Annotated in this window: 18 protein-coding genes and 1 tRNA gene; 9 read left to right on the forward strand and 10 right to left on the reverse strand. The window is 34.6% G+C overall.

Features of this window, described 5'->3' with window-relative positions:
* Positions 1 to 5: 5 nt before the first annotated feature.
* Entirely contained in the window at positions 6 to 788 is a 783-nt protein-coding gene (locus tag IRZ80_RS00165) for an alpha/beta hydrolase family protein (protein ID WP_194639010.1), read from the forward strand.
* A gap of 73 nt (positions 789 to 861) precedes the next feature.
* Here IRZ80_RS00165 and IRZ80_RS00170 read toward each other — a convergent pair whose 3' ends face one another.
* From IRZ80_RS00170 to rocD, 4 genes are all read right to left on the reverse strand, one after another.
* Positions 862 to 2,166 carry a M28 family metallopeptidase gene (locus tag IRZ80_RS00170; protein WP_194639011.1) on the reverse strand — a complete coding sequence of 435 codons (1,305 nt, stop codon included), beginning with the start codon at positions 2,164 to 2,166 and terminating at the stop codon, positions 862 to 864.
* 138 nt (positions 2,167 to 2,304) lie between these two features.
* Positions 2,305 to 2,541 (reverse strand): MoaD/ThiS family protein, encoded by a 237-nt coding sequence (locus IRZ80_RS00175; RefSeq protein WP_194639012.1) that lies wholly within the window; start codon positions 2,539 to 2,541, stop codon positions 2,305 to 2,307.
* Complete coding sequence (gene cobA / locus IRZ80_RS00180) at positions 2,538 to 3,350, reverse strand: uroporphyrinogen-III C-methyltransferase (protein ID WP_194639013.1); 813 nt, start codon at positions 3,348 to 3,350, stop codon at positions 2,538 to 2,540. The genes IRZ80_RS00175 and cobA overlap by 4 nt, the downstream gene beginning before the upstream one ends.
* Before the next feature lie 264 nt (positions 3,351 to 3,614).
* The gene (gene rocD / locus IRZ80_RS00185) at positions 3,615 to 4,865 is read right to left on the reverse strand and encodes an ornithine--oxo-acid transaminase (protein ID WP_194639014.1); all 1,251 of its coding nucleotides are present in this window, start codon (positions 4,863 to 4,865) and stop codon (positions 3,615 to 3,617) included.
* A gap of 234 nt (positions 4,866 to 5,099) precedes the next feature.
* Between rocD and IRZ80_RS00190 the strand changes: the two genes are divergently transcribed.
* The 4 genes from IRZ80_RS00190 (at position 5,100) to IRZ80_RS00205 (ending at position 8,830) form a co-directional block, all read left to right on the forward strand.
* Positions 5,100 to 5,552 (forward strand): Lrp/AsnC family transcriptional regulator, encoded by a 453-nt coding sequence (locus IRZ80_RS00190; RefSeq protein WP_194639015.1) that lies wholly within the window; start codon positions 5,100 to 5,102, stop codon positions 5,550 to 5,552.
* Positions 5,553 to 5,667: 115 nt separating this feature from the next.
* On the forward strand, positions 5,668 to 6,441 hold the full coding sequence (locus IRZ80_RS00195) for a dienelactone hydrolase family protein (RefSeq protein ID WP_194639016.1): 774 nt from the start codon (positions 5,668 to 5,670) through the stop codon (positions 6,439 to 6,441).
* A gap of 28 nt (positions 6,442 to 6,469) precedes the next feature.
* Complete coding sequence (locus tag IRZ80_RS00200) at positions 6,470 to 7,486, forward strand: M28 family peptidase (RefSeq protein WP_194639018.1); 1,017 nt, start codon at positions 6,470 to 6,472, stop codon at positions 7,484 to 7,486.
* Between the two features lie 246 nt (positions 7,487 to 7,732).
* Positions 7,733 to 8,830 carry a PAS domain-containing sensor histidine kinase gene (locus tag IRZ80_RS00205; protein WP_194639020.1) on the forward strand — a complete coding sequence of 366 codons (1,098 nt, stop codon included), beginning with the start codon at positions 7,733 to 7,735 and terminating at the stop codon, positions 8,828 to 8,830.
* Between the two features lie 70 nt (positions 8,831 to 8,900).
* Here IRZ80_RS00205 and IRZ80_RS00210 read toward each other — a convergent pair whose 3' ends face one another.
* The 6 genes from IRZ80_RS00210 to IRZ80_RS00235 all read right to left on the reverse strand — a co-directional run bounded on the left by IRZ80_RS00210 (position 8,901) and on the right by IRZ80_RS00235 (position 12,926).
* The gene (locus IRZ80_RS00210) at positions 8,901 to 9,800 is read right to left on the reverse strand and encodes a GTP pyrophosphokinase family protein (RefSeq protein WP_194639022.1); all 900 of its coding nucleotides are present in this window, start codon (positions 9,798 to 9,800) and stop codon (positions 8,901 to 8,903) included.
* A gap of 168 nt (positions 9,801 to 9,968) precedes the next feature.
* Positions 9,969 to 10,298 (reverse strand): YegP family protein, encoded by a 330-nt coding sequence (locus IRZ80_RS00215; protein WP_194639024.1) that lies wholly within the window; start codon positions 10,296 to 10,298, stop codon positions 9,969 to 9,971.
* A gap of 175 nt (positions 10,299 to 10,473) precedes the next feature.
* Positions 10,474 to 10,547 (reverse strand) — tRNA-His (locus IRZ80_RS00220).
* Between the two features lie 77 nt (positions 10,548 to 10,624).
* Positions 10,625 to 11,341 (reverse strand): bacillithiol biosynthesis deacetylase BshB1, encoded by a 717-nt coding sequence (gene bshB1 / locus IRZ80_RS00225; protein ID WP_194639026.1) that lies wholly within the window; start codon positions 11,339 to 11,341, stop codon positions 10,625 to 10,627.
* A 72-nt stretch (positions 11,342 to 11,413) separates the two neighbouring features.
* Positions 11,414 to 12,496 (reverse strand): isochorismate synthase, encoded by a 1,083-nt coding sequence (locus IRZ80_RS00230; RefSeq protein WP_194639028.1) that lies wholly within the window; start codon positions 12,494 to 12,496, stop codon positions 11,414 to 11,416.
* 1 nt (position 12,497) lies between these two features.
* Positions 12,498 to 12,926: a hotdog fold thioesterase gene (locus tag IRZ80_RS00235; RefSeq protein ID WP_194639030.1), complete on the reverse strand. Its 429-nt coding sequence runs from the start codon at positions 12,924 to 12,926 to the stop codon at positions 12,498 to 12,500.
* 375 nt (positions 12,927 to 13,301) lie between these two features.
* Between IRZ80_RS00235 and IRZ80_RS00240 the strand changes: the two genes are divergently transcribed.
* From IRZ80_RS00240 to IRZ80_RS00255, 4 genes are all read left to right on the forward strand, one after another.
* Positions 13,302 to 14,810: a hypothetical protein gene (locus IRZ80_RS00240; RefSeq protein WP_194639032.1), complete on the forward strand. Its 1,509-nt coding sequence runs from the start codon at positions 13,302 to 13,304 to the stop codon at positions 14,808 to 14,810.
* A 164-nt stretch (positions 14,811 to 14,974) separates the two neighbouring features.
* Positions 14,975 to 18,634 carry a phosphoribosylformylglycinamidine synthase gene (gene purL / locus IRZ80_RS00245; RefSeq protein WP_194639034.1) on the forward strand — a complete coding sequence of 1,220 codons (3,660 nt, stop codon included), beginning with the start codon at positions 14,975 to 14,977 and terminating at the stop codon, positions 18,632 to 18,634.
* A gap of 413 nt (positions 18,635 to 19,047) precedes the next feature.
* On the forward strand, positions 19,048 to 19,932 hold the full coding sequence (locus IRZ80_RS00250) for a hypothetical protein (RefSeq protein ID WP_194639035.1): 885 nt from the start codon (positions 19,048 to 19,050) through the stop codon (positions 19,930 to 19,932).
* 116 nt (positions 19,933 to 20,048) lie between these two features.
* Complete coding sequence (locus IRZ80_RS00255; protein ID WP_194639037.1) at positions 20,049 to 20,492, forward strand: hypothetical protein; 444 nt, start codon at positions 20,049 to 20,051, stop codon at positions 20,490 to 20,492.
* The last annotated feature ends 194 nt before the right edge of the window (positions 20,493 to 20,686 follow it).

A 20,686-nucleotide genomic window follows, 5' to 3' on the forward strand; every position in this document is an offset into this window, starting at 1 on the left:
AGAAAATGAACAAAAATATTTACATCCAAATTCTAATCTGTTCGCTTCTGACAAGCTGTCTTACTAATAAAAAATCTTCAGCAGCTACAACTCAAAACAAAACATTTGAAGTTGTATTGGATAGTATAGATTTGTTTGATACCTCCAGAGACAGGAAAGTTCCAGTAATGATTTACAAACCAAAATCAGACCCGAAAATTGAGAAACAAAAAATTGTAATTTTTAGCCACGGTTACTATCAAAACAAAGGGAATTCGAATACAAAATATTCCTATTTAACAAATTTTATTGCCTCAAAAGGATATTTTGTTGCCAGTATTCAGCACGAGTTACCAACGGATAGTTTAATTCCTAAAACTGGAATTCCACAAATTGTTAGAATGCCATTTTGGAAAAGTGGAGCAGATAATATAATGTTTGTTATAAATGAATTGAAAAAGTCCAATCCAAATTTAGATTTTAAACATATTACACTAATTGGACACTCAAATGGAGCAGATACGACGGCTTTATTTCCTCAAAAATATCCAAATATAGTTGATAAAATTATCGCTATGGATAACCGAAGAATGGCTTTACCAAGAACAAATCATCCAAAAGTGTATTCCTTACGCTCAAGTGACCTAACAGCAGATGAAGGCGTTTTACCAACTGCAGAAGAACAGAAAAAATTTGGAATAAAAATCATTAAGCTCCCAAATACCATTCATAATGATATGGATGATCGTGCCAATAAAAAACAGAGAAAAGAAATTAATGATTACACTTTTACATTCCTGAATGAATAAATTAATTTTAATGAAATAAACAAAAGCAGCTCCAAAATAGAGCTGCTTTTTAAATATTTTATATCTCTGAATTCTATCTTAACTGAGTAGTATCAACTCTTGACGGTGTATCTTTCCCGCTGATAATGGACGAAGAACTTAAAGCTATAGATTTAATAATTTCGGTCATATTGGCGATGTCCAATGTCTCAAATTCATCATCGGCAGTGTGATAAAAGGGCTCATTATCCATTTTTGAAGTCGAAATAGTATGTGCAGGTACTCCTAGTTTCGCCAAAGTAGCATTATCGGAACGATAAAACAGCTGCTGCTCAGGATACGGATCCGGATAAAACTTAAAAGTCGTTTTTTCTAAATTTTTCTGCAGAATTTTTCCAAAATCTGATTTTTCGAATCCAGTTATATACGCTGAATTTTTTCCCCATTTAGATTCTGTACCAATCATTTCCAAATTGAACATGGCAATTACCTTGTCCGCAGGAAGCTGTTTTGAAAAATATTTGGCTCCAAAACCGCCTAATTCTTCGGCAACAAATGTGGTAAAAATGATAGTGCGTTCGTTATTATTCAGTTTTTTAAAATAATTAGCCAGCATAATCACTGCTGTACTTCCCGCTGCATCATCATTGGCACCGTTATAAATAGAATCATTAGCAGGGTGCGGCACACCTTCTTCCGGCGAACCTACTCCAAGATGATCATAATGTCCGGAAAAAATAACATATTCGTCTGGCTTACTTTTGCCTGGCAATATACCAACTACATTATTCAATGTTTTCTTGGAAATAGTATTGGTTAATTCAACTGAAAAAACGTTAGCTTCATTAACTTCAAAAACAAACAAAACTGTATTGGTTCCAGGTTCAGAAGTGATTCTGTCAATATGCTGAATATTTGGCAGCACATTATTAAAAGAAGCATCAACTAATACCAGATAACTCTTTGAACTCTTGTAATATTCATTGAATTTCTTTCCTAGATTATCTCCTTTACTGATTTTGACAACTGTGATATCGCTTTTCTCGGTCAAAGAAACCTGTGGCTGATAAGAGAAAGCAACTACTTGGTTGTTGTCAATTTCTTTTCCGTCGATAATTATTTTGGAAGAAACAGCTTTAGACTCAGTCATAGAAAATTCCTGTCTAAAATTAGCCGCTCCCATAAAAGGTTTCAGTCCTGCTTTTTTGAATTCTGATTCTATAAAGGCTGATGCTTTATCAATTCCGGGAGTAAAAGTTCTTCTCCCCTGCATATCATCTGCAGATAAGACTTTTTCTATACGAGAAACTTCATTGGAAGTGATTACCTTATCAATAGATTGCCCATGAACACCAAAACACAGACCTAAAACAAATATACTTACAATACTTTTTTTCATTTTTTTACTTTTATAAATGACACTTAAGTAAACCAAAAGTATATTATTTATTTGTAAAACAATACTGCAAATACGAATTTTTAAATAGAAAAAACACTAAATAATTATAATCCTTAAGAATACTTCAAAAAAACTAAATTATACTCCTATAAAAGGAGGAAGGAGAGCAACGGTATCGTTGTCTTTTAAAATCTGATTCGAAAATTTATGAATTATTTTTTGGTTAACTGCTACGCTGAAAGGAAACTGCTTGAGTTGGTATTTTTTTTCCAGCTCAGCCAATAATCTGCTTAACGGTAAATCCGAAAAATCAATTTTTTCACCACGGCGTCTTGTCCGCGCAGCAAGAGCACCAAAATACTTTATCCTAATCATATCATTTCATCAAGATTCTGCAATATAAATTCCTCTTCCCAAAAAGAATCAAAAACCATTTCCTCTTCGATATACGAAGTTAGTTTTGATGCATTTTTAACTACTTCACCAATTACGATAATCGCCGGAGAAGCGATTTCGTTCTCTTTTACTAATGCTGTAATTGTACTGACAGTTCCAATTACTTTTTTTTGAGTCGTTTTGGTGCCGTTTTGAATAATTGCAATAGGCAGATCATCGGTTCTGTTGTTTTGGTACAAAGCGACAATCTCATCCAGTTTATTCATTCCCATCAAAATGACAACCGTAGCCGAAGATTGTGAAGCCAGAGCAACATCTTTTGACAATTTATGTTCAGAAGTTGTTCCGGTAATTACCCAGAAACTTTCAGCAACTTTTCTTTGCGTCAGGCTGATTCCATTGGAAGCAGGCACTCCCATTGCTGATGAAATTCCGGGAACAATTGCCGTATCAATTCCAAATTGACTGGCAAAATCAATTTCCTCGCTTCCTCTTCCAAAAACAAAAGGATCACCGCCTTTTAAACGAACAACATGCCCTTTACTTTTTGCCATCGACACAATTAAATCGTTAATCTGGTCCTGACTATAAGCGTGGCATCCAAAACGTTTTCCAACAAATATAATTTCAGCCTGCGGAGCATACTGCAGCAGTTCTTCATTAACCAATGCATCATACAAAACAACATCGGCACTTTCTAATGCTTTAACTGCCTTTAGCGTAATCAGTTCTACATCTCCAGGCCCTGCTCCTACTATTGTTAATTTTGGTTTATCTGCCGTTTTCATGATTCAAAGTATAAAGTTCAACTTCTGATTAACTACGTAAAAATACGTACACAAATATAAGTATTAAAAATAACGCTTAAACAAAATATGTTCTCTATTTTCCGAAAAGCATTTACTTTTAACTATTTGACAAAAAATGACCCGCAAAAAAGACAATAATCATTTCAAAGTATTACATATTTATAAAATTCATTATACTGTAGAATACAAAGAGAGGCTATCCAAAATTTTCGGTTGCCTCTCTTTGTATTTTTAATAAGATTATTATCTAAAATCGTTCAGTGCTTTCTCTATGATAGCAAGACATTCGTGAATTTGATCTTCTGTAATTACTAATGGCGGTGCAAAACGTATTTTATTACCGTGAGTTGGTTTTGCCAATAACCCATAATCTCTGAAACGAAGACAAATATCCCAAGCCAGATCAGAATCTTCACTGCTGTTAATCACAATTGCATTAAGAAGTCCTTTGCCTCGAACCAATTCTATTAATGGATTACGCTCCGCGATTTCATTCAGTCCTTTTCTTAAAATCAAACCTAATTTTTGTGCGTTTTCAGATAAATTTTCTTCACGAACCACTTCAAGAGCAGCAACGGCAACGGCAGCTGCGATTGGATTTCCTCCAAAAGTAGATCCATGCTGTCCCGGCTTGATTACATCCATTATCGCATTATTGGCCAAAACCGCCGATACCGGATAAACACCGCCAGAAATAGCTTTGCCTAAAATCAAAATATCCGGCTGTACATTTTCATGATGCACTGCCAGTAATTTACCTGTTCTGGCAATTCCTGTCTGAACTTCATCTGCAATAAACAATACATTATGCGCTTCGCAAAGTGCTTTGGCTTTCGCCAAATAACCTTCGCTTGGAACATAAACTCCAGCCTCGCCCTGAATAGGCTCTACCAAAAAACCAGCAATATTAGCTGAAGATTTCAATGCTTTTTCTAAAGCCTCAATGTCATCATACGGTATTTTTATAAAACCTTCGGTAAAAGGTCCGAAAGATTTTCTTGCGCTTTCATCATTTGAAAAAGAAATAATAGTAGTAGTTCTTCCGTGAAAATTTCCTTCGCATACAATAACCTGAGCCTGATTTTCGGGAATTCCTTTTACTTCATAAGACCATTTTCTGCACAATTTCAAAGCAGTTTCTACAGCCTCGGCTCCAGTGTTCATTGGAAGCACTTTATCAAAACCAAAATATCTGGTTACATACTCTTCATAAACACCCAATTGGTCATTATAAAAGGCACGCGAAGTTAATGTCAGTTTTTGCGCCTGTTCAACCATTGCTCCAACAATTTTTGGATGACAGTGGCCTTGATTTACTGCAGAATAAGCAGATAAGAAATCAAAATATTTTTTCCCGTCAACATCCCATACAAAAACACCCTCCCCTTTTTCCAGAACAACCGGTAACGGATGATAATTATGTGCGCCGTATTTATTCTCTTTTTCAATTAAAACTTCCGATTTTAAAGAAAGTGATTGTGCTGTATGTTCCATTATCTAAAATTTTATAAAATATTCATACAAAAGTAACAAATGTTTTTTATCAACCAAATAAAAAGCTAAATTTGACTTTTATAACATCATTTTTAAAAAATAAACATTTATTTATAACAAAAATAAGTCATGTTGTTATTTTAACGCATCCAGATACCCGCATCGGAAAAAACAAATAAAAAACAATTACTTTTATCCCAAATAAAAGTGATTTTAACTTTAAAAAAGGAAAATATGGACATTTTAGATGAATTTGACATCAATATCATAAAAGAATTGGAAAAAGACGGAAGAATGGCTTTTTCTGCAATAGCGACTAATCTCAAGATTTCAAATACTATGGTGCACCAGCGCATCAACCGATTAATAGAACAGGGAATCATATCTGGGATCAGACCCGTTTTAAACGAAAAAAAGATAGGATACGACTGGGGAACTTTTACCGGAATCACTTTGAAGAAAGATCAGGATTCTGAAAAAGTTATAGAAGCCCTAAAACTGATTCCAGAAATAACCGAATGTTATTACATCACGGGCACTTTTACGCTTTACATAAGAATGATAGCCAAAGATCATGAACACATGAGAAGGCTGCTTTATGAAAAAATCGACTCTATTCCCGGCATTTCAAAGACAGAATCCCTAATTGAATTGGGCTGTGCCTTTAAACGGAACATCAGTTTGTAAATAGTTAAGAAAAAACATAAAATCCTAACTTAACGATCTAATAACCTTGAAAGAAGCATTTTTCAAGGTTTTTTTTATATCAATAATTTATTAGATATTTGCAAAAAATAGCACCATGAAAAACTTAAAAATTATATTTTTCGCAATGATTTTAATTACATGCCAAGCTTTTGGTCAATTAAAACCAGTACAATACAAAGACGGGAATCAGGTCTTGAATGGTTTCAAAATCAATCCTACGAAGAAAAGCAATCAAAACCCCGGCATATTAATTTTACCTGCCTGGAAAGGAATTGACAAATTATCTAAAGATACTGCGGAAAGTCTTTCAAAATTGGGTTATTATGCTTTCATAGCAGATATATACGGAGAAGGAAACTATCCTAAAGACAATGCCGAAGCCGGAAAAATTGCAGGATTTTACAAAAATGATTTTTTGGCTTATCAAAAACGGATTTCACTAGCCTTGCAACAGCTTATTGACGCTGGAGCAAATCCTGATAATATCGTAATTATTGGTTATTGTTTTGGAGGAACTGGAGCTCTTGAAGCAGCCCGGGGACACCTCAATGTTAAAGGAATTGTTTCCTTTCATGGCGGTTTGGGCAAAGATGCTGCAAGACCTACAGAATCGATAAAGGCGAAAGTATTAGTTTGTCATGGCGCAGATGATCCCTATGAATCAAAAGAAGAAATAACCGCTTTTCAGCAGGAAATGCGTGACTCAAAAGCCGACTGGCAAATGATTTATTATGCCAATGCCGTACATTCCTTTACCAATCCTGAGTCAGGAACAGATAATTCTAAAGGAGCTGCATACAATGAAGTGGCCGCCAAAAGATCTTTCGAACATTTCAAGCTGTTCCTGAACGAAGTATTAAAAAAATAATAAATTAAATAAACACCCTAGATTTTAAATGAAAAAAGTACTAACACTATTTGTATTTATAACAGCGTTTCATTGTTTCGCACAAAAGAAAGCGGTTAACAATGATGATCCGACGAAGTTTATGAATACCATAACCGCCGAAAAATTAAAAACAAAACTTACCATTGTTGCTTCTGATGAAATGGAAGGCCGCGATACTGGATCCAAAGGACAAAAAAAAGCTGGAAAATACCTTATCGAGCAATACAAAAAAAGTAAAATATCCTACCCAAAAGGAGCTGCGAGCTATTATCAGCCTATTCCTGCTTCTTACTTAAATGCCAAGTACAATCAAAACCTGCCTGATTCAGAGAATATTTGGGCATACATTGAAGGATCTGAAAAACCAGACGAAGTTTTAGTCGTTTCTGCACATTACGACCACGTAGGTGTAAAAAACGGAGATGTTTATAACGGTGCTGATGATGATGGTTCCGGTACAGTAGCCATTCTGCAGATTGCCGAAGCTTTCCAAAAAGCGAAAAAAGAGGGACATGGTCCAAAACGTTCTATATTATTTCTTCATGTAACTGGTGAAGAACACGGTTTACACGGCTCACGTTTTTACTCTGAACACCCATTATTTCCAATAGCAAATACTATTGCAGATATTAATATCGATATGATTGGCCGCCGTGATTTTGATCATCCTGACACTAATAATTATATATATGTGATTGGTGCAGACAGGTTATCCAGCGATTTACACAACATTACCGTTGCACAGAACGAAAAATACACCAAACTGGATTTGGATTTCAAATTCAATGACCCAAAAGATCCAAATCATTTCTATGAGCGTTCTGACCATTATAACTTTGCTAAATTTGGTATTCCAGCCGTATTTCTTTTTAATGGTGTACACGCCGATTACCACCAAAAGACTGATGAAGTAGAGAAAATTGAATTCGATGCTTTAGCAAAAAGAGCCCAGCTAGCATTTGCAATTGCCTGGGATTTAGCTAACAGGCCTGACAGAATTATAGTTGACAAACAAGCAAAATAATATTTAACAGAAAAGAGCTTCAAATTTTTTTGAAGCTCTTTTTTTTTTAACGCATATTTCAAAAAACCATACAGGAAATCAAAACAATATCAATATATTTGGAATTCAGTTAAAAGATATTCAGATTGCTTACGAGATGCATTATATCTTTTTTTGCAGATTAAGAAGAAACGAAAGAGATCATACTATCCCTTCCCTATTTATCGCATCAAAAGAATTGAAGTATAACAATTGTAATATTCAACAATGACAGTAAATCCAAATTCAGACAGCAAATACTTATTTGAGCATTTTTTTGAACTATCCGCTGATTTACTCTGTATCACTGGGTTCGATGGTTTTTTCAAAAGAATTAATCCAGCGGTTTCTCAATTATTAGGCTACACAAATGAGGAATTGTTTTCAAAACCAATAAACGATTTTATCCATATTGATGACCAGATATACACTTCAAAAGCAAGGAATGAATTATACAAAAATAAACCACTCTTAAATTTCGAAAACAGATACGTTACAAAAAGCGGTGAAATTGTATGGCTCTCCTGGACATCAATGCCTGCAGCTGACGAAAAATTAGTTTATGCAATTGCAAAAAACATCACACACAACAAAAAACTGGAAGAGGAACGGAATTTACTGCTTACTAAATTTACAAAAACCAATAACGACCTCAAAAAAATAAGTTACACGAGCTCACATGATCTGCGGTCTCCTGTAAACAACCTACTTTCAATTTTCAGCCTCTTGGATGTTACCAAAATTGAAGATTCTGAAACCCTGCAGTTTCTTGAGATGCTTCAATCTGCTACCGAAACATTAAAGAAAACTTTAAATAATTATGTAGATATTTTAATCCTAGAGGATAAGTCAATTGCACAAATTGAAGAAATAGACCTAGATACAATTCTTAATACTGTCATTCTTTCTATAAATTCTTTAATACAAAAGTCAAATGCTGTTATCAATATTAACTTTTCACAGCTCGAAAAGATTAATTTTAACAAATCCTATCTTGAAAGCATTTTTCTAAATTTATTGACTAATTCAATTAAATATGCTATCCCGGGCTGTTCACCAATTATTTCCATCCATTCCAGAAAAACAGATGAAGTTGATCAGTTGATTTTTTCTGACAATGGTATTGGCTTCGATATGGAGCTCGTAAAAGATAAAATATTTGGTTTACACCAAAAGTTCAACAACCACATAGACAGTAAAGGAATCGGGCTTTATTTAGTAAACAACCACGTCACAAGCCTAGGCGGTAAAATTGATGTAGAAAGCAAAATCAACGAAGGAACAACCTTTATTATTTCTTTTAAAAAAGAACCGGTTTTCTCATAATTACGCAAACGAATGTACGCAACAAAAAAGCCTCAATTAACTCAAGCCTATATTTAAAAACATTCAATTATTACTTCACTTTTTGCTGTTCATCAATTCTTAATTTTTCTTCATCGAGAATTTCAAATACTTTTTCTATATATATTTCTGCATCGTTATCTGATAAATCAATTTTATTAAAAATAAGAGTATGCAAAGCATCAGAATTTAAAATATTATAATCTTTTTCAATCCTAGAACTTAATATTTTATTTCTATATTCATTTAAATCATAAATCCCTTTTGAATTTTCTAGCATTATTCTTCTAAATGTTTCTGAATTTAAATCTTGCTTTAAAATTTCATCATATTGCGCTTCTGCTATATACTTAAAATGTTCTTCAACTGCGTTTTTAATTTCTTGCAATTTATCATCTACAACTTCTAATAAAGCAGACATCTTAGACAATTCTCTACTCATAATTTTTGGAATATTCTCTTCCCTTTTATAAAAAAGACTATGTGAAGTTTCTGCCCATATATGCTCTGATAACGTTCTAACTTGCACTTCTATTCTTTTAAGAGAATGATTTTCCCAATTTGGAGTTTTTGCCCAATCATCTTTTATTCCAAGCAATAAATGAATTGAACTATATCCAAATTTATCAGGACTTAAATTTGAAATAATAGGATTATTATATGATTTAAATTCTGTTCTAAGAATTTCCACTACTTTTGTTTTATATTCTGGAAATAACAAAACAATTCTTAACCCTATTAAATCATTAAGTTCTGTTATTGTTTTTTTAATTACAAATCTTTCAGATGAATTTTTCTCTAAAATAGAATCAATTGTCTTAATCCTTCCACTTATTCCAAAAGCAATTGGTATTTTATGTTTTAGTAATCTTTTCTCAACAATTTGTTTGAATTCATGCAAAAAATCTGAATAATCATCTATTATACTTTTGTATTCTTTTTTAATATCCATCTATTACAAAATTTTAAGAAAATTTGATTTGACAATAACTAGTTCCAACAAATTAGAAATAATTTTTCTATAAAACAAAATGGATTATGATTAAGTCATAAATGGAAATTTTACAAATTCTATAAAAAAACAATAGGAGTTTCCCAGACAGAAAACTCCTAATATCGTTTATAATTCTTCTTTTATAACTGCATCTGGGGCATTTTTCTTGACAGACTCAATTCCATTATCTCTTGCTGCAGCTGATTCATACATTTCACTAGTACCAATAATCTGGCCATTAGAAGCTTTTAGATTGAAATAAGGCTTTCCGTTTTTGGCTTCCAATCTCTCAAATCGAGCATCATCCTGTGAATTTTTCTTAACAGATTCAATTCCGTTATCACAAGAAGCTTTTGTTGTATAACCTTCGCTAGCCAAAATAACCTGACCATTACCTGCTTTCAAAACAAACTGAAATTCGTCATTTTTTCTTTTAGTAATCAAAAATGTTCCCATAGAAGTTTAAGTGTTATTAATTTATAAATAGTTAAAATCTGAAATTATTATATCGCCTTCTAAAATACAAAACTTAAATCTGAATTCAAAAACTAGAACAACTTAAATAACATTTTTCAGCCGAAAGTTTATTCCACAAAAAAAGCCTTGAATTTCTTCAAGGCTTTTCATTCTGGGTGGCTGACCGGGTTCGAACCGGCGACCCGCGGCACCACAAACCGCTACTCTAACCAGCTGAGCTACAACCACCATTTGCGCTTAGCGGTTGCAAATATAGAACAAATGTTTGCTTCTGCAAACAAAAAATCAAAAAAAAATTGACATTTTTACTTCAAATCTCCTAAGCTATTGACTGCCAAATACCTTTCAGCAGTAAATCCTTCGGCATGTTCCACACCAGTAAGCCTCCCAAGATCTCTGGAACGGTAATTCAGGCTTTCCAAGAAGTTTTTACTCGATATAGGAGATTCCGGTTCTTTCGAATCCGGATCATAAAACTGGGAGCTGTAAGCCAGAATTGCTTCAATTTTTTTATCTGTGAAGCCTGTAATATCCACAACAAAATCCGGCTCTATATTTTTCCATTGAATATAATGATATACTAATTTGGGTCTCCATGCTTTTTGGATTTCACCGTCCAAAATTGTTTCAATCTTCATCAGACCTGACAAAAAACAGGCCTCCGAAACCAATTTACTGCCTTTTCCATGATCGATGTGCCTGTCATCTATTGCATTGCACAATACGATTTCCGGCTGATACTTACGGATCATTTTTATAATTTCCAGCTGATGCTTTTCATCATTGACAAAAAAACCGTCTCTCATATTCAAATTCTCCCGAACAGAAACCCCCAGTATTTTCGCTGCTGCTGCTGCCTCTTCATCCCGAATTTCAGCAGAACCGCGTGTACCTAATTCTCCACGGGTCAAATCAATAATTCCGACCATTTTACCTAGAGAAATCTCTTTTAGGATTGTTCCGGAACATCCTAATTCTACATCATCGGGATGTGCCCCAAAAGCCAATATATCTAATTTCATATCTTTTTTTGTTTATTGTTTTTGGTTTGTAGTTTATTGTTAAGTTCTTAAAAAATAAACTATCAACTTTTTTTAACCGTTTAAAACTCTTTTCATTGTCATTGATTTGTTGACGCTTTCCTCCCACTCTTTTTCAGGAATGCTGTCTTTCGTGATACCGCAGCCCATAAACAAATTTACTTTTACATTTTTTGTCCCGGAATACATTTCAATTTCCATGCATCTTAAATTGACAAACAGATTTGAACTAACCGAGTCTACAGCAAAACTCGTATTCAATTCTCCCAAAAAACCAGTATAGAAAGTCCGATCGTAATTTTCATTTTCCAGAATAAAAGCTTTCGAAGCTTCTTTTGGCAGTCCGCAGACAGCTGGCGTTGGATGCAGTAAATTAACGACCTGCTTTAAATTATAACCTGTATTCAATACTCCCCAAATATCCGTTTTCAGATGCCAGATACTGCCGGCTTTAAGATTATATGGTTCGGTTACCGAAACTTCCAGTACAGCTTCCTGCAGCTGGTCTACAATATAATCTGTCACATACTGCTGTTCTTCTCTTTCTTTCTTTTCCCAAACAATTTCATCCGAGCCGTAATCTTTCTGTGTTCCTGCCAAAGCCATTGTTTCAAACACATTTACATTGGCTTTTACCAATTGTTCTGGTGTCGCTCCCATCCAAAGTCCAACTTGCGGATGAAAAAAACAATATACAAAAGTAGTCGGATACAATTGTACCAAGTTTTCGAAAACTGCAGTTAAATCAAATTTTTCCAGTTTTATTATTTCTTTTCGGGAAAGAACAACTTTCTTAAACTCCTGTTTATTTATCGCCCGAATTCCTTTAGCAACAATGCTTTCAAAATCATTTTTATCCGACTCATCAAGAATTCCCTGTATACTTCCTGCGACATCAGCAGCTGTTTTTTCTCTAACAGCACCTATTATTTCCGATTCATTTTCAGGGATTAAATGAATCCTGTTTCCGTCAAATGAAGCAAAAACAAATCCTTTCTCGGTAAAATCAGTTACATTAAACAACGTATCATTCTGCTGAAACATCCCGATTATTGTATCTGAATTGGGCTTGCAGTACAAAACATACGGCAGGTTTTTCTCCTGCTGCTGCTGTACTCTTTCAAAAAAATCATTCATATTATTTATTCTCTTTCGTCAAAACCATATTTGTCAATTTGCATAGCGAAATCAAATTCCCAGCTTCGTCCGTGATTTTAATTTCCCAAAGATGCAGACTCTTTCCTTTATGAATAATACGTGCTGTTCCAAAGACAAATCCTTCTCGAATACTTTTTAAATGATTGGCCGAAATCTCGATTCCTCTCACCTCCTGGCTTTTTGCATCAATAAAAAAATGCGACGCCGCACTTCCTACGCTTTCTGCCAATGCCACCGAAGCACCGCCATGCAGCAGTCCCATCGGCTGATGTACTGAAGAATTCACAGGCATTTTTGCTGTTAAAAAATCAGATCCGGCATCAATATACTCGATATTCAGAGTTTCCATCAAAGTGTTTTTGGAAAAGGTATTGCAAAATTCGAGGGTTTTATCTTTATCAAAAGTCATATCTTAATTTTAAAGATTGTAAAAATACGCTAATTTGATAATTCAAAAAACAAATTGAATACAAATCAAACAAACCACTCTGCATTGAAAGTCCATAGTATTTGTGTGACAGGCTAAATGCATGCAAGGCTGGATTCCAAAAAAATCATGAAATTGCCACAGATTTACAGATTTCAAAATCATTTTAATCTGTGAATCTGTGTAAAATGAATATTTTTTTCAGAAGCTAAAAGCGAATGCCCTAAAATACATAGTACAAACTTTATTTGAGAACACTAAATAAAGTTTAAACAGACCCTAAATATTTTGGGTATAAAACCAATAAACAAATCAAAAAAACTAATTTATTCCTATTTTTACAAAAAATAAAACCAAATGCCTCGCATCACCTTATTACTTTTAACCGGAATCCTGCTTTCATTCTGCTCCTGCCGGAGTGATTTTGAAACCACTGCCAGTACAGGTGATTTGACTTTTTCAAAAGATACGGTATATCTGGATACGGTTTTCACCAATTTGAGTTCAAGCACTTTTGCCCTAAAAGTCTATAACCATTCCAAAAAAGACATCAATATTCCTCAGATAAAATTTGCCAAAGGCTTAAACTCAAAATACCGGATGAGTGTAGATGGTGCGCAGGGAAATCAAGGCAAGATGTTCGAGAACGTTACATTATTGGCCAAAGACAGCCTGTATATCTTCATAGAAACAACTGTAGAAAGTGACTCCTCAACCCCAAAAGAATTTCTAAATACCGACCAAATTGAATTTGACAGCGGCGCTAATCTTCAAAAAGTAGAATTAGTAACTTTAGTTCAGGACGCTGTTTTGTTATATCCGAAACGCAATACTGACGGAACTACTGAAACACTCCCTATCGGAAACGAAAAAATTTACGGCTTTTATTTAGACAAAAACGATCCCATTCATGGTAATGAATTTCATTTTACCAACAAAAAAGCCTATGTGATTTACGGATACGCAGCAGTTCCCGAAGGAGAAACCGTAACATTTGACCCCGGCGCAAGAGTTTATTTTCATGCCAATTCAGGACTTATAGTTTCCAAAAATTCCTCCATCAATGTTAATGGAACAAAATCTGTCACTGACAAACTGGAAAATGAAGTCATTTTCAGCAGTGACCGCCAGCAGCCTGATTTTGCATATATTCCGGGGCAATGGGGCACAATCTGGATGCAGAATGGAAGTGCCAACAATAAAATTCAAAACCTGACAGTCAAAAATGCAACAGTCGGACTATTGGCCGAAGGCAATAACGGAACGGCTGCATCTATAAAAAACACACAGATTTACAACTGTACACATTACGGCATTCAAGGCAAAAATGCTATAATTGAGGGAGAAAACATCGTTATCAACTACACAGGACAAGCCAGTCTTGCCTGTACTTACGGAGGAAATTACAAGTTTACGCACTGTACTTTCAACAACAACTGGTCAAGTCCGGGACAGTTAGCGGTTTACATCAGCAATTACATTTCTGGTGCTGTCCCAGAAGCAAAAAATCTGACTCAAGCAGCATTCAACAACTGTATTATTTACGGTTCCTATTCGAATGAAATGCTTTTGGATAAAAAACCAGAAGCACTTTTTAATTATCAATTCAACAATTGTGTGATTAAATCAAATAAAAACAATAATTCTGATTACCAGTTTGAAACAGATCCAGTACATTATAATGCCATTATCCTCAATAAAGACCCAAAATTCTTTAACCCGAACATCAATAATTTCAATATTGACAATACCTCTCCCGCTTTCGCAAAAGGGAATTCTGCGTATTTAATTCCGCTTGATATTTTGGGTATTACCAGAACACTTCCTCCAGATTTGGGAGCTTATCAGAGTAAACCGTTTAATTAACCGCGAATTCGCTAATTATATTCATTTAGAATTCCTAAAAAATTTACGAATTTGCGGTCTTTATTCTCAATTCTATTATTTACCAAATAGTTTGCTTTTCGCATTTGCTCTTACTATTTATTTAAACTAAATTTGCACCGTTAAATACAACAAACTACACAACAATGATCCATTTCTTTGAAAACCAAAGCAAAACTGTTTTTGCAGTACAAACGCAAAACGAAATTTCAGCTCAAGACATTTCAAAACTTAACTGGCTTTTTGCCGACGCAAATAAAATAGAGAAATCCGCATTGACGGATTTTTTTGTTGGACCTCGTGCCACTATGGTTACGCCTTGGAGTACCAATGCGGTTGAAATTACTCAAAACATGGGAATTTCCGGTATTATCAGAATTGAGGAATTTCATCCAGCCACGGCAGATTTCACAGATTTTGACCCAATGCTTTCTCAAAAATTCAATCAATTAGATCAGGATATTTTCACGATTCACATACAGCCGGAACCCATTCTGGAAATCGATGATATAGCAACATATAACAAAGCAGAAGGTTTGGCTTTGAGCCAGGAAGAAGTAGAATATTTGGATAATCTGGCTGCCAAATTAGGCCGAAAATTAACCGATTCAGAAATTTTCGCTTTCTCGCAGGCTAATTCAGAACACTGTCGTCACAAGATTTTCAACGGAACTTTTGTTATCGACGGAGTTGAAAAAGAAACTTCTCTTTTCAAATTAATCAAAAAAACATCTCAGGAAAATCCTAACGATATTGTTTCGGCTTACAAAGACAACGTGGCTTTTGTAAAAGGCCCAAGAGTACAGCAATTTGCTCCAAAAACTGCCGACAAACCTGATTTTTACGAAATAAAAGAATTTGATTCGGTTATCTCTTTAAAAGCAGAAACACACAACTTCCCAACAACTGTAGAGCCTTTTAACGGAGCTGCAACAGGTTCGGGAGGAGAAATTCGTGACCGTTTGGCTGGAGGACAAGGTTCATTGCCAATGGCGGGGACTGCAGTTTATATGACTTCTTATTCAAGATTAGAAGAAAACAGACCTTGGGAAGATGCTGTAGCCGAAAGAAAATGGCTGTACCAAATTCCTATGGATATTTTAATCAAAGCTTCAAACGGAGCTTCTGATTTTGGGAATAAATTTGGCCAGCCATTGATTACTGGTTCCGTTTTGACTTTCGAACATCAGGAAAACAACCGTAAAATTGGTTACGATAAAGTAATCATGCAGGCGGGCGGTATTGGTTACGGTAAATTGGATCAAGCTATCAAACACAAACCACAGGAAGGCGATAAAATCGTTATTCTTGGCGGAGAAAATTATAGAATTGGAATGGGCGGTGCTGCGGTTTCTTCTGCAGATACTGGAGCTTTTGGTTCGGGAATTGAGTTAAATGCTATTCAGCGTTCGAACCCGGAAATGCAAAAACGTGCTGCTAACGCTATTCGTGGTTTGGTAGAAAGCGACAGCAACCCAATTGTTTCTATTCACGATCACGGTGCGGGCGGACACTTGAACTGTCTTTCAGAATTAGTCGAAGAAACTGGAGGATTGATTGATTTGGACAAATTACCTGTTGGTGACCCTACCCTTTCAGCAAAAGAAATTATTGGCAACGAATCTCAGGAAAGAATGGGATTGGTTATTGGCCAGAAAGATATTGATACTTTACAAAGAATCGCCGACAGAGAGCGTTCTCCAATGTATCAGGTTGGTGACGTTACTGGCGACCACCGTTTTACATTTGAATCTAAAACTTCAGGTCTAAAACCAATGGATTATGCTTTGGAAGATTTCTTTGGAAGTTCTCCAAAAACAGTAATGACAGACAAAACTATTGATTACAACTATAGCAGTTTAAACTATGATGTAAAAAATATAGCAACATACTTAGAGCAGGTTTTACAACTAGAAGCGGTTGCTTCTAAAGACTGGCTGACTAACAAAGTTGACCGCTGCGTTGGCGGAAGAGTAGCCAAACAGCAATGCGCAGGACCATTGCAGTTACCATTGAATAATGTTGGTGTGATGGCATTGGATTTCCAAGGAAAAGAAGGAATTGCAACTTCTATTGGGCACTCTCCTATCGCGTCTTTGATTGATCCTATTGCAGGAACAAGAACTGCAATTGCTGAATCTTTATCTAACATCGTTTGGGCTCCAATAAAAGACGGATTGAAAGGTGTTTCTCTTTCTGCGAACTGGATGTGGGCTTGTAAAAACGAAGGTGAAGATGCCCGTTTGTATGCTGCTGTTGAAGCTTGTTCGAATTTTGCAATCGACTTGGGAATCAATATTCCAACAGGAAAAGATTCACTTTCGATGAAACAGAAATATCCAAACGACGAAGTAATCGCACCAGGAACGGTAATTATTTCTGCAGGAGGAAATTGTACAGATATTAGAAAAGTAGTAGAGCCTGTTCTGCAAAAAGACGGCGGTTCTATTTATTATATCAATTTGTCTCAGGATGACTTCAAATTAGGAGGTTCTTCATTGGCGCAGACATTAAACGCTATTGGAAATGAAGCGCCAACAATCAAAGATGCTGCATTCTTCAAAAGCGCCTTCAATACACTTCAGGAATTGATTTTAGACAATCAGATTTTAGCCGGACACGATATCGGAAGCGGCGGTTTGATTACGACTTTATTAGAAATGTGTTTTGCTGATGTGAACTTGGGAGCAAAAATTGACTTCTCCGTTTTTGAAGAAAAAGACATCATCAAATATCTTTTCTCAGAAAACATTGCTGTGGTTTTCCAAGCGAATTCAGATGAAGCAGTTGAAGCTAAATTGAAAGCGAATAATGTTTCTTTCTTCAAATTAGGAAATGCAACTTCTGAAGCTGCTTTAGATTTTGGTCCTTGTAAATTAGACATTCCAAAATACAGAGATATCTGGTTTAAAACTTCATTCCTATTAGATCAAAAACAAGCCAAAAACGGAACTGCGCAAGCACGTTTCGACAATTATAAAAATCAAGTTTTAAATTATAATTTCCCAGCTCATTTTACAGGAAAAAAACCTGTAATTGATGCTTCAAAACCAAGACCGAAAGCAGCGATTATCCGAGAAAAAGGAAGTAATTCCGAGCGTGAAATGGCAAATGCAATGTACTTGGCAGGATTTGATGTAAAAGACGTTCACATGACCGATTTGATTTCGGGACGTGAAACACTGGAAGATATTCAGTTCATCGGAGCGGTTGGTGGATTTTCTAACTCAGATGTTTTAGGTTCTGCAAAAGGATGGGCAGGAGCTTTCAAATACAACGAAAAAGCAAATACGGCATTAAAAAACTTCTTCAAAAGAGAAGATACTTTATCTGTCGGAATCTGTAATGGATGCCAATTGTTCATGGAATTGGAAGTAATCAATCCTGAACACGAAATTCACGGAAAAATGCTTCATAATGAAAGCCATAAACACGAAAGTATCTTTACTTCGGTAAAAATCCAGGAAAACAAATCGGTGATGTTATCGACTTTGGCGGGAAGCACACTTGGAGTCTGGGTTTCGCATGGTGAAGGAAAATTCAATTTGCCTTACGCAGAAGACCAATACAATATCGTTGGTAAATACGGGTATGAAGGATATCCTGCTAACCCAAATGGTTCAGCTTTCAACACTGCAATGATGTGTGATACAACAGGACGTCACTTGGTGATGATGCCTCACATCGAGCGTTCGACTTTCCAATGGAACTGGGCCAATTATCCAAAAGACAGAAATGACGAGGTTACGCCTTGGCACGAAGCTTTTGTCAATGCTAAAAAATGGATTGACAATACAAACAAATAATTCTCTTAATATTTAAGATCTTATTTTCCAGTAACCGTCTCTTATTTTTTTAGAGACGGTTTTTTTTTTTTGCCTAACTATTTTTATATGCCTATGCTTAACTAATACCAAGTATTTTTTTATAAGTCTTTTTAGTAAATTCTCAAAAAAATCTACAACAATATCATCAAAATTCATTTTATTATTCTGAATAAAAAAATGTTCAAAAAAAGTCCGGCGATATAATTTCTATTCTGTTTTTCTATTAAATTTTGAACTATATTCGCCAAAAAAAGAAAAGGCATTACAATCAAATAAGACTTTAGCAATTAAAATTTTATTTGCCTTACAGCCTGTCTCCTGCAATATCAGAGACTTTTTTTTTATGAATAATTTTAGTTCTAAATCACAAAATAATTTTTAAAAAGCCCCCAATGAATTTTTTAAAAAAAACATTTTTAGTTTTAAGCTTACTGCTCGTTATCAATCCTGTATCTGCACAATCTGCTGATATATTAATGAGAATAAATCCTTTGCTTGAATTAGGTGTAAACACCCAGCTGTTAAAATTAAAAGGAAACGTAAAAGAAATGCAGGAACATAAATTTGCAACAGATGTCCAAGGTCATACGGCAAACGATTCTGCATCAGTAAGTAATGTATATAAGTTTGACACAAATGGTTTAACAAAAGAAATTGAAGAAACACTGAGAAATCAGCAATCAAAAAAGAGCTTCTTCAGTTACACTAACAAAGGTTTTGTCTCTCATATCGATATTGAGACAACACTTATATTACACCAAAAAGACACAACCAATACCGATACCATCAATACAGCTGAAAAAGATCCAGTTTTTTCTGCAGTAGATTATAAGTACGTTCAAAAGAAAAATATTTTATTTAAAGGCGAAGATTATATAGAAGGAATGCCAAAAAAAGTAACAGCCCGAAAGGAATACTTCTACCATTTTAATGATGACAACCAAATTTTCCAAGTAGATTACCAGACAAATGATTTAGTTACCAAATACAGCTACGACAGCAATGGATTAATTAATGAATCTCTGACTACAAAATCTGGAATGCCATTTTCTAAAAATATTTACAAATACGACCGCAACAGCAGACTTACCAATATAGTAACCATTAATTCGGACAATGCAACAAAATACCCAAATGAAGAAACAGTTTTCTCTTACAAACTTGATTCCAACGGAAATGCAGTTGAGAAAAAAGTAAAAAGCTACATTTATACACCGCAGGGAAGCAAGAAGTTTAATGAAGGCTATTTATATCTTTATAATTACACCTATTTATAGTTTTTTATCTAAAACCTGCTTTGTATCTTAGCCAAAACTCAAGAATAAATACTTAACAAAAAATTAAAAAGTGATGCCCTTTACTCTTTAATTCTTCTATAATTTAACCTACAGCCATGAAAAATTTTACATTACTGCTTACAGCGCTTCTACTGAGTGCCTCAAATTCTTTTGCCCAAATTAAAATTACAAAAATCAAAGACAAAGGAAAAGATCATTATCTGGCAAATGTTATTGGTTACCCGATTACCGGCATTTACACCTATGTGAATCAAATTGCGCCTACAACAATTCTTAACGAAGACGGAACTGGAATTATGCAAAACGAAGACTTAACCAAAGAAAATATCATTTGGGGAATTGAATGTTCCGAAGCAGGAATTCCTATTTTCAAGGAAGGATTCAATAGTGCTACATATTCTTTTTGGTACAAAAAAAACACTTCAGCACATTCTAAGTCAAATGATAAAAACGAATGGATACTGCAGCAGTTTTCCATTCATTATGACAAAAAGAAAATGTTCATCTCAGGCGAACGCGTAAAAGAATATATTGAATAATTATTCTTTAACTCAATCAATTATTCTGAAAAATGAAAAAATAATCATTTTGAGATAAAATCTGGATCGATAAAAGCTGTTAAAATAAGTACTAAAAAAGCGTTCATCTAAAAATGAACGCTTTTTTGCTTATTACAAATAACTAATTAATAATCAATACATTAAAATTAAAATTCATTTTTTTATTGAAGCAT

Source organism: Flavobacterium sp. HJJ, assembly GCF_015351475.1.
Lineage (GTDB): Bacteria > Bacteroidota > Bacteroidia > Flavobacteriales > Flavobacteriaceae > Flavobacterium > Flavobacterium marginilacus.

Excerpts from the sequence above, each read along its gene's own strand:
- rocD (WP_194639014.1), bottom strand. The coding sequence starts at position 4,865 with ATGGAACATACAGCACAATCACTTTCTTTAAAATCGGAAGTTTTAATT.
- IRZ80_RS00205 (WP_194639020.1), top strand. The coding sequence starts at position 7,733 with ATGACAGTAAATCCAAATTCAGACAGCAAATACTTATTTGAGCATTTT.
- IRZ80_RS00200 (WP_194639018.1), top strand. The coding sequence starts at position 6,470 with ATGAAAAAAGTACTAACACTATTTGTATTTATAACAGCGTTTCATTGT.
- IRZ80_RS00170 (WP_194639011.1), bottom strand. The coding sequence starts at position 2,166 with ATGAAAAAAAGTATTGTAAGTATATTTGTTTTAGGTCTGTGTTTTGGT.
- IRZ80_RS00195 (WP_194639016.1), top strand. The coding sequence starts at position 5,668 with ATGAAAAACTTAAAAATTATATTTTTCGCAATGATTTTAATTACATGC.
- IRZ80_RS00250 (WP_194639035.1), top strand. The coding sequence starts at position 19,048 with ATGAATTTTTTAAAAAAAACATTTTTAGTTTTAAGCTTACTGCTCGTT.
- purL (WP_194639034.1), top strand. The coding sequence starts at position 14,975 with ATGATCCATTTCTTTGAAAACCAAAGCAAAACTGTTTTTGCAGTACAA.
- IRZ80_RS00235 (WP_194639030.1), bottom strand. The coding sequence starts at position 12,926 with ATGACTTTTGATAAAGATAAAACCCTCGAATTTTGCAATACCTTTTCC.
- IRZ80_RS00230 (WP_194639028.1), bottom strand. The coding sequence starts at position 12,496 with ATGAATGATTTTTTTGAAAGAGTACAGCAGCAGCAGGAGAAAAACCTG.
- IRZ80_RS00175 (WP_194639012.1), bottom strand. The coding sequence starts at position 2,541 with ATGATTAGGATAAAGTATTTTGGTGCTCTTGCTGCGCGGACAAGACGC.
- IRZ80_RS00215 (WP_194639024.1), bottom strand. The coding sequence starts at position 10,298 with ATGGGAACATTTTTGATTACTAAAAGAAAAAATGACGAATTTCAGTTT.
- bshB1 (WP_194639026.1), bottom strand. The coding sequence starts at position 11,341 with ATGAAATTAGATATATTGGCTTTTGGGGCACATCCCGATGATGTAGAA.
- IRZ80_RS00255 (WP_194639037.1), top strand. The coding sequence starts at position 20,049 with ATGAAAAATTTTACATTACTGCTTACAGCGCTTCTACTGAGTGCCTCA.
- IRZ80_RS00210 (WP_194639022.1), bottom strand. The coding sequence starts at position 9,800 with ATGGATATTAAAAAAGAATACAAAAGTATAATAGATGATTATTCAGAT.
- IRZ80_RS00240 (WP_194639032.1), top strand. The coding sequence starts at position 13,302 with ATGCCTCGCATCACCTTATTACTTTTAACCGGAATCCTGCTTTCATTC.
- IRZ80_RS00190 (WP_194639015.1), top strand. The coding sequence starts at position 5,100 with ATGGACATTTTAGATGAATTTGACATCAATATCATAAAAGAATTGGAA.
- IRZ80_RS00165 (WP_194639010.1), top strand. The coding sequence starts at position 6 with ATGAACAAAAATATTTACATCCAAATTCTAATCTGTTCGCTTCTGACA.
- cobA (WP_194639013.1), bottom strand. The coding sequence starts at position 3,350 with ATGAAAACGGCAGATAAACCAAAATTAACAATAGTAGGAGCAGGGCCT.